Source organism: Streptomyces sp. NPDC001156 (genome assembly GCF_053598275.1).
In genome coordinates this window covers 1-11,722 of record NZ_JBSFJX010000233.1, presented here as the reverse complement: position 1 = coordinate 11,722, position 11,722 = coordinate 1, and the positions used below count along the sequence as shown (strand labels likewise).

Annotated in this window: 12 protein-coding genes and 1 pseudogene; 8 read left to right on the top strand and 5 right to left on the bottom strand. The window is 68.7% G+C overall.

What is annotated here, in order from left to right:
- Positions 1-1,870 (bottom strand): SpoIIE family protein phosphatase (locus ACWDA7_RS44830; RefSeq protein ID WP_450612916.1); only part of this gene is annotated, 1,870 nt, incomplete at its 3' end.
- A gap of 11 nt (positions 1,871-1,881) precedes the next feature.
- A complete protein-coding gene (locus ACWDA7_RS44825) occupies positions 1,882-2,214 on the bottom strand; it encodes a hypothetical protein (RefSeq protein WP_450612918.1) in 333 nt (110 codons plus the stop codon).
- Here ACWDA7_RS44825 and ACWDA7_RS44820 point away from each other — a divergent pair.
- On the top strand, positions 2,159-2,380 hold the full coding sequence (locus tag ACWDA7_RS44820) for a hypothetical protein (protein ID WP_450612922.1): 222 nt from the start codon (positions 2,159-2,161) through the stop codon (positions 2,378-2,380). The two genes, ACWDA7_RS44825 and ACWDA7_RS44820, sit on opposite strands and share 56 nt — an antisense overlap.
- Positions 2,381-2,613: 233 nt before the next feature.
- Here ACWDA7_RS44820 and ACWDA7_RS44815 read toward each other — a convergent pair whose 3' ends face one another.
- Complete coding sequence (locus tag ACWDA7_RS44815) at positions 2,614-3,453, bottom strand: enoyl-CoA hydratase/isomerase family protein (protein WP_450612914.1); 840 nt, start codon at positions 3,451-3,453, stop codon at positions 2,614-2,616.
- Between the two features lie 135 nt (positions 3,454-3,588).
- Between ACWDA7_RS44815 and ACWDA7_RS44810 the strand changes: the two genes are divergently transcribed.
- Both ACWDA7_RS44810 and ACWDA7_RS44805 read left to right on the top strand, forming a co-directional pair.
- Positions 3,589-4,521 carry a LysR substrate-binding domain-containing protein gene (locus tag ACWDA7_RS44810; protein WP_450612912.1) on the top strand — a complete coding sequence of 311 codons (933 nt, stop codon included), beginning with the start codon at positions 3,589-3,591 and terminating at the stop codon, positions 4,519-4,521.
- Between the two features lie 94 nt (positions 4,522-4,615).
- Positions 4,616-4,792, top strand: a complete 177-nt coding sequence (locus ACWDA7_RS44805) for a hypothetical protein (protein WP_450612920.1) — start codon at positions 4,616-4,618, stop codon at positions 4,790-4,792.
- 51 nt (positions 4,793-4,843) lie between these two features.
- Here the strand turns inward: ACWDA7_RS44805 and ACWDA7_RS44800 are convergent, their stop codons facing one another.
- Positions 4,844-5,863 carry an aldo/keto reductase gene (locus ACWDA7_RS44800; RefSeq protein ID WP_450612910.1) on the bottom strand — a complete coding sequence of 340 codons (1,020 nt, stop codon included), beginning with the start codon at positions 5,861-5,863 and terminating at the stop codon, positions 4,844-4,846.
- Positions 5,864-5,887: 24 nt separating this feature from the next.
- A complete protein-coding gene (locus ACWDA7_RS44795; protein WP_450612908.1) occupies positions 5,888-6,784 on the bottom strand; it encodes a helix-turn-helix transcriptional regulator in 897 nt (298 codons plus the stop codon).
- 281 nt (positions 6,785-7,065) lie between these two features.
- On the opposite strand from ACWDA7_RS44795, the gene ACWDA7_RS44790 reads away from it, so the two are divergent.
- From ACWDA7_RS44790 to ACWDA7_RS44770, 5 genes and pseudogenes are all read left to right on the top strand, one after another.
- Complete coding sequence (locus ACWDA7_RS44790; protein ID WP_450612906.1) at positions 7,066-7,296, top strand: hypothetical protein; 231 nt, start codon at positions 7,066-7,068, stop codon at positions 7,294-7,296.
- 107 nt (positions 7,297-7,403) lie between these two features.
- A pseudogene (locus ACWDA7_RS44785) lies at positions 7,404-8,779 on the top strand (MFS transporter).
- Positions 8,779-9,663, top strand: coding sequence for an aldo/keto reductase (locus ACWDA7_RS44780; protein ID WP_450612904.1), 885 nt, complete (start codon positions 8,779-8,781; stop codon positions 9,661-9,663). The pseudogene ACWDA7_RS44785 and the gene ACWDA7_RS44780 overlap by 1 nt, the downstream one beginning before the upstream one ends.
- A gap of 64 nt (positions 9,664-9,727) precedes the next feature.
- Positions 9,728-10,099: a DUF2255 family protein gene (locus tag ACWDA7_RS44775; protein ID WP_450612902.1), complete on the top strand. Its 372-nt coding sequence runs from the start codon at positions 9,728-9,730 to the stop codon at positions 10,097-10,099.
- A gap of 65 nt (positions 10,100-10,164) precedes the next feature.
- Positions 10,165-11,199 (top strand): zinc-dependent alcohol dehydrogenase family protein, encoded by a 1,035-nt coding sequence (locus ACWDA7_RS44770; protein ID WP_450612900.1) that lies wholly within the window; start codon positions 10,165-10,167, stop codon positions 11,197-11,199.
- Positions 11,200-11,722: the final 523 nt, after the last annotated feature.

Genomic DNA, 11,722 nt, shown 5'->3' with positions numbered 1-11,722 from the left:
TGCCTTCGGGCAGTTCCACTTCCACGGCGTCGAAGGGGACCAGCCCGAGGCCGAGGCCGAGTGGGGCTCCGGTGGGCAGGTCGGGGAAGGTGACCCGGCCCTGTGGGCCGATGATGGCGGGCGGGGGGTGCCCGGCCCGTGCCATGGTGCACCGGTGGGTGATCGGGTCGTAGACGGCGTACAGGCAGGTGGCGCCTACGACCGTGGGGGTCTGGTCCGCGGCGTCGGCGTCTTGCTCGGCCAGTCGCTGGAAGGTGTCATCGAGATGGGCCAGCAGTTCGTCGGGGGGCATCTCCAGGTCGGCGAGCGTGCGTACGGCGGTGCGGAGCCTGCCCATGGTCGCGGCGGCGTTGATGCCGTGTCCGACGACATCACCGACGACGAGGGCCACCCGGGCGCCGGACAGCGGGATCACATCGAACCAGTCGCCTCCGACGCCGGCTTCCGTGTCGGCCGGCAGGTAGCGCCAGACCGCCTCGACCGCCGCGCCGCCCATCAAACGCTGGGGGAGCAGGTTGCGTTGCAGCGCGAGGGCCGTGGTGTGTTCGCGCGTGTATTGGCGGGCGTTGTCCAAGGACAGCGCGGCCCGGGTGACCAGCTCCTCGGCGAGCAGCAGGTCATCCTCGTGAAACGGAACGGGGTCCTCGGTGCGTGCGAACAACGCGATACCCAGGACGGAGCGCCGCGCAAGGATGGGCACGACCATCAGGGAGTGCACCCCGTACTCACGGATCTTCTGCGCCCGCGCCGGGTCGTGGTCGACCCATGTCCCAGGGGAGGCGTCCAGCACCGGTTCCAGGTGGGACCTCCCCATGCGCAGAACGCCGGCGAGCGGCGAGGTCGGGGGGACGGAAACCGTCTCCCCTCGCGCAAACGCCGACTCCGGGACCCCTGGGTGGATCGAGGCCTGACCGGCACGGCGGAACACAGGGGGGCGATCGTACATTGTGTCGATTCGGGCAGAGGGCTCTTTGCCGAATGGAACCGACTCTGCCAGGTCGACGGTGACGTAGTCGGCCAACAGGGGCACGGCGAGGCTGGCCAGTTCCTGTCCGGTCTGCATGACGTCCAAGGTGCTCCCGATGCGCGTGCTGGCCTGGCTGAGGACGGCAAGGCGCTCGCGCACCCGATGGTTGCTGGTGACATCTACGGTCAAGGAGCACACCCCCAGTGCCTGGCCGTCCGCGTCCTGGAGGCAGAAGAACGAGGCCGAGAATGCGTGCTCCCTGCGCGGATCTTCCGGCGGCCATGCCCGGTACTCGTGGACCGCGGAAGTGCCGCTCGCCAGCACCTGCCGCATCACCGCTTCAAGGGCCTCGGCCTCGAAGCCGGGCAGTGAATCCTTCAGGCGGCGTCCGAACCTCCCATCACGGGAAATGCCGTCATGCTCCATCGTGTCGTTCACCCAGGTACAACATAGCTGCGGGTCACGAATGGCGATGCCGACCGGCGCGCGGGCAAGCAGCGACTCCCGCACCGATCCGTTCATCATCCCCGAGGAGAGCGCGCCTATGTCGGTCAGCGATACCAGCCACCGGTGGCTTGCGTCCTGCCCCCACAGCAGCGAGAGGCGCAGACTCAGGTTGAGCGTGCGGCCGTCGCGGTGGCGGACCGCCGCGGTGCCGGACCAGCCACCTTGGGCACGGCACTGCTCGGCGAACGCTGATACCCCCAGCGGCTCCTCGGAGGACGGCAGCACGAGTGCGGCGGACCGGCCCACCACGTCCTCAGCGCAATACCCAACAAGGTGCTGAGCGGCTTGCGTCCACGCGACGACCGTCCCTTGCTCGTCGATCATCGCTATCGCTGCGTCGGATATCTCGCGGAGTCTCAGCGGCTCCAAGAGTGCGGCGTGGTCAGTGCTCATCATTATGGTTCCCATCAGATGCGTAGGAACCCGACCGTATGCGCGCGTCGGCCCACACGTGCGGACCATTTTCTGAGCAAAAGGCCAGACCACTTCGCGCCGAACGGCCAGGCGGGCCCCTGGGCGCCGTCTGTCAGACCGGTTGCCCCGTGAAGCGCCACGTCGCATGCTCGGGGTACCACGCTCGGGAGCTGGGGAAGTACTCGCTGCAGTACGGGACGTCGACCGCGCAGGTCGCCGAGTCGGCCGAGCAGTGGTGTGCTGACGGCCGCGGCGAGAAGGTTCGCGGTGATGACCCAGCTCGTCGCGCCCACGCTGGTGTGGAGCGAACGGCCGATGTCGCTCACCACGGGCACGACGAGGGTCTGCACCGCGGAGAGCAGGAAGACCGCGAAGCACAACGTCGCAAGGATCCACCACGCAGAAACGGTGGTACGGCTCAAGGCCTTGGCATGGCGGGGGGAGGCCATTGGTTGCCTTTCCGGGATGCTCCATTGGCTGTCAAGCCGCTGAGGGAGGTCGGTTTGTTCATGGCCCGGCGTGGTACTTGACCGTGCTCCGGTGTGCGATTGCCCCGGATCGCCGCGCCGCGCCGCGCCGCACAAGCGCTGGGCGACGCGGCGAAGGCGAAGGCGAACCCGTGATCACGGTGACCGTAGGGACGTCAGCCGCTGCTGGGCGATGCCACAGCAATCCGTCTGGAACGGGCCGGGCGGGTTGTGGGCTTAAAGCCGGGAGCCGGCTGACTACACGGCCTCGGGGTGGTCGTCGAGCAGATGGGCGAGGTGTGCGCCGAAGCGGTTCTCCAGGTCGCCTTCCTGCTGCATGCCGCGCTGGAACAGGGCGGCGACCCGCTGCTGGGTCTCAGGCCAGGCGAGGGTGCCGTAGAAGGTGTTGCGGCCCTCGAGGAGCTGGTCGACGGAGGGCAGGGAGACCTGGTTGACGAGGTTCTTCGCCGCCTCGATCGGGCGCCGGTCGAAGGAGGCGAGGCGCCGCGCGAGCGCGTCGACGAAGTAGTCCAGCTCGCTGTCCGGAAGGGACCGGTTGACCCAGCCGTAGCGTTCGGCGGTGTCGGCGTCGAAGTCGTCCGAGCCGAGGATGATTTCCAGCGCGCGGCCCCGGCCGATCAGCATCGGAAGACGCTCGGTGCCACCGGCACCGGGGATGACCCCCGCGCCGACCTCGGGCTGACCGAGGACGACGTTCTCGCGGGAGGCGAAGCGCATGTCGCAGGCGAGGACGAATTCGTTGCCCACCCCGCGCGCGCGGCCGCGGATCTTCGCGATGCTCACCACGGGGGACTTGCTGAGACGGACGAGGGTGTCCATGAGGATGTTCATGCCGGAAGGACCGGCGCTGTTGGTGTAGCCCCTTGACTTGCCGGACATGTCGGAGTGGGCGAGGTAGAAGTCGAGGTTCGCGCTCTCGAAGACGACGACACGGAGGTCCGGATTGGCGTCCATCCGCGCGAGCAGGTCCTGCAGACCCTCGAAGACAGTTTGGTCGACCACGTTGAGGGGCGGGTTATCGAACAGGACCCGCCAGTAGGCAGGCGTTTCCTCGACCATGTGAACAGAGGTTGCCATTTCAGGTGTGTCACTCATGTGAATCTTGCCGGTCCTTGGCGTTCGTACGGATCACCGGCTTTCCGCTCGGTGAGGTGCGATTACAGGACCAGTCGACACCAATCATCACCATCCTGTCTAATATATGATGGCGATATGGCCAATATGCTCAATGATATTTCCCTGACCAAACGCCTGCTGGAGCAGTTTCTGGTCGTGGCCGACGAGAAGCATTTCGGGCGTGCAGCGGAGCGTCTCGGCATGAGCCAGCCGCCCCTGAGCCAGTCGATACAGCGCCTGGAGCGCGGTCTGGATGTGCGACTGTTCGAGCGGGGCCCGGGAGGCGTGCGTCTGACGGCGGCAGGTGCGACCTTCGTCCTGGACGCGCGGCGGCTCCTCGACGCGCAGGAGGCGGCCATCGAGCGGGTCCGACGGGTTGCGAGCGGCCTGGAAGGGGACGTCCATGTCGGCTACGTGACCATCCTTAGCCACCGCTACGGGCCCAGACTGCTGCGGGCGGTGGCCGAGGAGCTGCCCGGGCTGCGGGTGCACCTGCACCAGGACTCACCGGTCGCCATCGCCGAGAAGGTGCGCTCCGGCACGCTGGACCTTGGGTACCTGCGCGACACCTCTCCCCTGTCGGGCGATCTGGCCAGCGACGTTTTCGCCGTCGAGCGCCTCACCGCGGCTGTGCCGCAGGGTCACCCGCTGGCCGAGGCCGACGCCATCGGATTGGAGGCTCTGCGTGACCAGGACTTCGTTCTTCCGAGCGTGACGGTTCTTCCCGCGCTGGCCGAACAGGTCCAACTCGCCTGCCGTGAAGCAGGGTTCACCCCCCGCAGGCGCGCCGTGGCCGACGACCTCAGTGGCATGCTCAGCTACGTCGCCTCCGGGCTCTGCGTGAGTCTCCTGTCCGAAGGCGTGCGGGACTTCGGCGTCCCCGGGATCGCCTTCGTTCCGGTGCGAGGGTCATCTCCCTATCTGGAGACCACGGTGTTCGCCGTATACCGTCCCGATGCCGACGCAGCAGTTCTCCGCCTGCTGGAAGTGATCGCCCGCGCACAGCGGTCTGATCCGCTGCGACCGTAGCGTCCGACTGCCCAGCGAAGGCAGCGCCCGCGCAGGTGACCATCAGTTGTGCCGCCGGTGGGCGCTGGGCTCAGAAGTCGTATCTCAACCGATCATGGAACGTGCGGAGCTGGGCATTCTCTACGACCGCGACGCGGGCGGTGTCTTCCGTTACTGCTACACCCGTACCGTCGGCTGCGTCTTCTCCGAACTCCTCCAGCGCGATGCGGGATATCAGGGCTGCGGCGCCCAGAACGCCCCGGTGCGCGTCGCCGCCCAGCACAGGGCGTAGCTCGGGCTGCGTTGAGGGTCCGGGGCGCCGAAGAGGTCGGCTCCTGTCGTGTCAGCGGCGTCGCTGGTCGGCTCGGAGTTCGAAGTCGCCGTAGCTGTTGTCGGCGGGGTTGACCGTGATGCCGGGTGCGACGATTTCGTCGATACGGTCGAGTACGTCGGTGGAGAGCGTGATGTCGGCGGCGGGCAGGAATGCCTCGAGCTGTTCCATGGTGCGCGGCCCGATGATCGCCGAGGTGACGCCGGGGTGGTTGATCGCGAAGGCGACGGCCAGCTCGATCAAGGAGAGGTCCGCCTTCTGGGCGAGGAGGGCGAGCTGTTCGACGGCGTCGAGCTTGCGCTGGTTGGCCGGGGTGCTCATGTCGAAGCGGGCCTGTGGGCGTGCCGTGGAGGCCGGGCCGGAGGAGGCGTTCTGGCGGTAGCGGCCCGAGAGCCACCCGCCGGCGAGCGGGCTGTAGGTCAGGGTGCCCATGCCGTGGCGGCGCACGGTGGGCAGCACGTCTTCTTCGATGCCGCGGACCAGGATCGAGTACGGCGGCTGCTCGGTCACGAACCGCTCCAGGTGGCGCTCGCGGGAGACCCACTGGGCTTCGACGATCTGGGAGCCGGAGTAGGACGAGGAGCCGATGTAGCGGACCTTGCCCTGATGCACGAGGTCGGAGAGGGCGCCGAGGGTCTCACAGACGTCGGTGTCGGGGCTTGGGCGGTGGACCTGGTAAAGGTCCATGTAGTCGGTGTCCAGGCGGCGCAGGGAGTTCTCGACCTCGCGGATGATCCAGCGTCGTGAGCCGCCGCGCTGGTTGGGGTCGTCTGGGTGCATGGGCATGAAGAACTTGCTCGCGAGGAACACGTCGTCGCGGCGACCCTTCAGCGCCTGGCCGACGATCTCCTCCGAGGCCCCCGCGGAGTAGACGTCCGCGGTATCGACGAAGTTGATGCCGGCGTCGAGGGCCCGGTGGATGATGCGCACCGAGTCGGCTGCGTCGTCGTTGCCCCAGGGGCCGAACATCATCGCGCCCAGGCACAGAGGGCTGACCTGGACGCCGGTGCGGCCCAGCGGTCGATAGTGCACGGGGTGTTTCTCCTCGTCGTGTCGTCAGTCGTTTGCTGCAGGAACGATCGAGCCGGTGCCCGCCCAGCTGGCGAGCAGGCCCAGGGCCTGTCGCTCCGGCGAGTCCGGGTCCGGGGTGTAGAAGTTCAGGCGCAGGCCGGGATCGGCGGGCAGTTCCATCGCCTCGTAGGGCAGAGCGAGTTCGCCGACCAAGGGGTGGCGCAGGCGCTTGAGGCCGGAGCGGTGGAACTTCACGTCGTGGCGGGCCCACCGGCGCGCGAACTCCTCGCTCTTGGCGGTGAGCTCGCCGATCAGGTCGGTCAGTGCCTTGTCGTGGGCTGCTCTGCCTGCCTCGGTGCGCAGGAAGGCGACCGCGTCGTCGGCACCCTTGTCCCAGTCGACCCAGAAGTCCTGCGCGGCGGGGTCCAGGAACAAAAAGCGGGCGGTGTTGACGGGCCCGCGCTGGGCGAACAGCGGCGAGTCGAAGACCGGCGCGTACAGGGCTCGCCCCAGCGCGTTGGCCGCCAGGACGTCGAAGCGGCGGTTGCGCACGTAGGCGGGCACGCCCGTCATCGAGTCGAGAAGCCGCACAATCGTCGGCCGTACCTGGGTCATGGTCGCGGTGGGGCGCCGTCCCGAGACGGTGGAGGCGCGAGCCAGGTCGTAGAGGTGGGTGCGCTCGGCCTCGTCGAGTTGCAGGGCGTGGGCCAGGGCCTCCAGCACTGCGTCGGAGGCGCCGCCGAGATTGCCGCGCTCGAGGCGGACGTAGTAGTCGACGCTCATGCCCGCGAGCAGGGCGACTTCCTCCCGGCGCAGCCCGGGGACGCGACGCTGTCCACCGTAGACCGGTAGCCCGGCCTGATGCGGGGTGATCCGGGCCCTCCGTGTGCTGAGGAACTCGCGGACCTCCGCGGCCAGGTTCTTCTTCTCAGAAGCGTCCATGGTCACAGCCCCGCCGGTCCTGCGAGCCCGCCGCCGGGGCAGAGCCTGCGCGGCACGCCTGCGGCCCGAGACGGAATGGGTGTGCAGGGCACGGGCTGCTCCTCTGGATCGGTGCGCAACGAATGGGATGGGGGTTCCTTCACCGTAGGTCGGCTCCCGGACGGCTGCGAGGTACTGCCAGTACCCGGAAGGGCAGTGACTCCCACCTGCACGCGAGAGAGACGTTGCATTGGAGAAGGCCAAAAGAGCCACACGGTCCGCAATCGATCCGAAGGAACACCGTGCGCGCAGCACCCCTGTACGAAGCCGGCGTCCGCGTCGGGAACGGCGTTGACCCCGCGCCCAAGGAACCCACCGACACGCCGGAGCGCAAGCGCATCACCACGGCCGGCGTCTTCGACAGCGGCTTGCGCCCTTTCCGTAGCTTCCGCACTGCCGATCCTGGCGATGTCGCCGACGGCCACCGGGCCGTCAACGCGCGCGCCGTAGGGAAGGCGTCGGTGCGGCCGTGAACACAGAGCCTGAGACCGGTACGTCCGGTGCGGCGACACTCACCGCTGCGCCGCGCATACCCACGACCGCCGCGCAGAACCCGGGCGGGGCGCGAGGCCCGGCGCACATGACGCTGATCCTGGCGATCATCTGCAGCAGCTATTTCATGGTCATCCTCGACAACTCGATCGTCTTCACCGGCCTGCCGCAGATCCGCTCCGACATGGGGTTCTCCGAGACCGGTCTTTCGTGGATCACCAACGCCTACGTCCTGGTCTTCGGTGGGCTGCTGCTTCTGGGAGCGCGGGCCGGTGACCTGTTCGGCCACCGCAGGGTCTTTCTGTTCTCCCTGGCCGTCTTCTCGGCGACCTCACTCCTGGTCGGTGCCGCGCAGAGCCAGTGGTGGCTGATCGGTGCCCGGGCGCTGCAGGGCGTCGGGGCCGCGGTCCTGGCCCCCTCGGCACTGTCCCTGCTCACCCGCAGTTTCGCCGAGGGCCGGGCCCGCAATGGGGCGATGGCCGCCTATAGCGCGGTGGCCGGTCTCGGTGCCGCCTTCGGCTTGGTCGTCGGCGGGCTGGTCGCCGACCTGATCTCGTGGCGGGCCGGGTTCTTCCTCAACGTCCCGATCGGCATCGTGATGATGGTCCTGGCGGTGCGGTTCCTGCCCGAGACCGAGCGCCGGCGGGGCCGCTTCGACCTCGCCGGCGCGCTGCTGGCGACGCTGGGCTCGACCGCTCTTGTCCTGGGCATCGTCGATGCGGCCGACTTCGGCTGGACCGCGCCCCTCGCCCGGATCCCGCTGCTGGCCGGTGCGGCGATGCTGGGGCTGTTCGTCCTGGTGGAGCGGCGGGCCGCACAGCCGATCGTTCCGCTGCGGCTGTTCGGCAGCCGGGAGCGCAGCGGCGCCTACGTCACCCGGATGCTCTACATGGGCGCGATGATGGGCTTTTTCTTCTTCACCGCGCAGTTCGTGCAGAGCGTCTACCACTGGACACCGCTGCAGCCGGTCTCGCCTTCCTGCCGATGACGCTGGTCAACTTCGTCTTCGCCGTCCAGGTACCGAAGCTGCTGGAGAGGGCCGGCCGGCCACCGGTCCTCCTTGCGGGGGTCTGCCTGACCACGGCGGGCATGGCGTGGCTCAGCCGCATCGACCTGCACACGTCCTACCTGATGGGCGTGGCACTGCCGATGGTGCTCATCAGCGCCGGCCAGGGGCTGGCGCTGGCCCCGCTGACCTCCAGCGGTGTCGACGGTGTCGCCCCCGCGGACGCAGGCGCGGGGTCGGGCCTGGTCAACACCGTCCACCAGCTCGGCAGCGCGCTGAGCCTGAGCATTCTCACTGCCGTGGCCGCCACCGTCTCCACCGGCCACACGCCCACCGATATCGCCGGCCGCGCGGGCTGCGCCCTGACCGGCTCCGCCGTGCTGCTGACCCTGGCCGTCCTGGCCGTCGCCATGCTCATCGTGCCCTCACGGGCCACCCGCAACGAAAGGCGCTTGTGATGCAGACCCTCACTCTCAACAACGGCGTGAAGATGCCCGCCCTCGGACTGGGTGTCTTCCAGACCCCGCCCCCGGAGACCCGGGCCGCGGTCACCGCCGCGCTCGAGCTGGGCTACCGGCACATCGACACCGCCGCCGCCTACGGTAACGAGCGCGAGGTCGGCCAGGCCGTCCGCGACTTCGGGCTGCCCCGCGAGGAGATCTTCATCGAGACGAAGATCTGGATCAGCGACTACGGCTACGACCAGACCCTGCACGGCTTCGACAAGAGCGCCGCCAAGCTGGGCGTCGACCAGATCGACCTGCTGATCCTGCACCAGGCGCTGCCCTCGGACTTCGACCGGACCCTCGCCGCCTACCGGGCCCTGGAAAAACTCCTGGCCGACGGAAAAGTCCGGGCCATCGGCGTCAGCAACTTCATGGTCGACCACCTGACCGCGCTCATGGAGGCGACCTCCGTGGTGCCCGCGGTCAACCAGCTGGAGATCCACCCCTACTTCCAGCAGCGCGCCGTCCTCGACTTCGACGACCGGCACCACATCCTCAACCAGGCCTGGTCCCCGATCGGGGGCATCACCTTCTACCCCGGCTACGGCGAGCACCGCACCAGCGTCCTCAAGGACCCGGCCGTCACCGCCATCGCCAAGGCCCACGGCAAGAGCCCGGCCCAGGTGCTGCTGCGCTGGGGACTGCAGCAGGGCCGCTCGGTCATCCCCAAGTCCACCAAGCGCAAGCGGATCGCCGAGAACCTCGACGTCTTCGACTTCGACCTCTCCGCCGACGAACTCACCGCCCTCGACGCACTGGAGACCCCCCGGCGCGGCGGCCCCGAGCCCGACGCGGTCACCCTCGCCGACTACGGCCGCGCCATCCCCGAAGCCTGAGACCCATCCGCGGCAAAACACCCCTCATGACGTCGGCTGCCGCAAAGAACGAACGGAGCGAACGATGACCCGATGGAAAGACAGCCAACTGGAACGGATCGCCGACGCCCAAGAGCTCGACCTGGCATCCGAACGCGAGGACGGCACCCTGCGCGATGCGGTGACCATGTGGGTCGTCCGTGCCGGCAACGATCTCTACGTCCGTTCGGCCAAGGGCACGGCAGGCCCCTGGTACCGCGGAACCCAGTCCCGCCACCGAGGCCGCATCGACGCCGGCGGTGTACGCCAGGACGTCACCTTCCACGAGGCCGGCCCCGACGCATACGCGGACGTCGATGCCGCCTATCGCGCCAAGTACGGCCGCTACACCAGCATCGTCGAACACGTCCTGACCGACCGGGCCCGCACCTCCACCCTGCGCCTCGAACCGCGCTGACCCAACGGCACCTTCCGCTGCCGCTGAGAACGAACCCTGCCCACACCCCCTGAGGAGCTGCGCTGATGCGAGCCACCCTGCTGTACGGGGCCGACGACGTCCGTGTCGAGGACGTCGCCGACCCGAAGATCCAGAACCCCACCGACGCGGTCGTACGGATCCTCCTGTCGTGCATCTGCGGCAGCGACCTGTGGCCCTACAAGTCGCTGCCGCCCACCGACAACCCCCGCCACATGGGCCACGAGTTCCTCGGCGTCGTCGAGGAGACCGGCTCCGCCGTCACCGGCCTCAAGTCCGGAGATGTGGTGATGGCCCCGTTCGTCTACAGCGACAACACCTGCGCCTACTGCCGTGAGGGCCTGCACACCTCCTGCGTGCACGGCGGCCAGTGGGGCGTGCACGGCGTCGACGGCGGGCAGGGCCAGGCCGCCCGTGTCCCGCAGGCCGACGGCACACTGGTGAAGCTGCCCGTCGGCGAGGACTCCGATCTGCTGCCGGACCTGCTGACCCTGTCCGACATCCTGTGCACCGGCTACCACGCCGCCCGCACCGCCCGCGTCACCCGCGGCGACAGCGTCACCGTGGTCGGCGACGGCGCCGTGGGCCTGGCCGCCGTCATCAGCGCGAAGCTACTGGGCGCCGAACGCATCGTCCTCATGGGCCGCCACCGCGTGCGCACCGACCTGGGCCGCGAGTTCGGCGCCACCGACGTGGTCGCCGAACGCGGCGAGGAGGGCGTCGCCCGGGTACGCGAACTGACCCGCGGCGAGGGCACCCGCAAGGTCCTCGAATGCGTCGGGCTGAAGGACGCCCTCGTCCAGAGCTTCGGCGTGGTCCGCGACGGCGGCACGATCAGCCGGGTCGGCGCACCCCAGTACCCCGAAGTCCCCTTCGGCTTCGGCGACTTCCTGCGCAACATCACCCTCACCGGCGGCGTCGCGCCCGCCCGCGCCTACATCGAGGAGCTCATGCCGCACATCCTCGACGGCTCCATCCGCCCCGGCCGCGTCTTCGACCGCACCCTTGGCCTGGAAGACATCGCCGACGGCTACCGGTCGATGAACGACCGCGAGGCCCTGAAGGTCCTCATCAAGCCCTGACCTCCGAGCGGGGCGGCATGGCAAGGGCCGGTCGGAGCGACCGCGAACGCATTCACGCAGTGGTGCGGCGGTGCCTGTGTCTGTTCCCCGACCGTGACGCACCACGCCCCAAAGAATTCCGGAGGCGCTGGCTCGCCGTAGCATCTTGGGCCGTGTTCCCGAGGGCGACGACGTCTCCTCCGCCTCGGTCGGGCAACGCTCAACCGTGTGGCCGGGCGCTTGATGTCATCGACGTGTGAGAACACGTCGTGCAGTGGGCGAAGTGCGCTAGTTTCGGGCCGCATGTCAAACACCTCCCGGCTACGTCGCACGCACACTGTGCCGACGGGCCGGGACCTCCCCCAAGGCCGGGTAGTTAACGGATTTGCGCTGGTGGCAAGCCAGTTGACGTGACTCGGGCACCAGTCGGGAACGTGAGCAACGGAGCTCCGTTGAAGCAGGTAGTCCGCCAAGACTGTCTGCTGCCTGTGGAGCTCCGTTGCCTGTACGTCATTGTGCCCTGCCGCCTGGTCTGATGACCGTC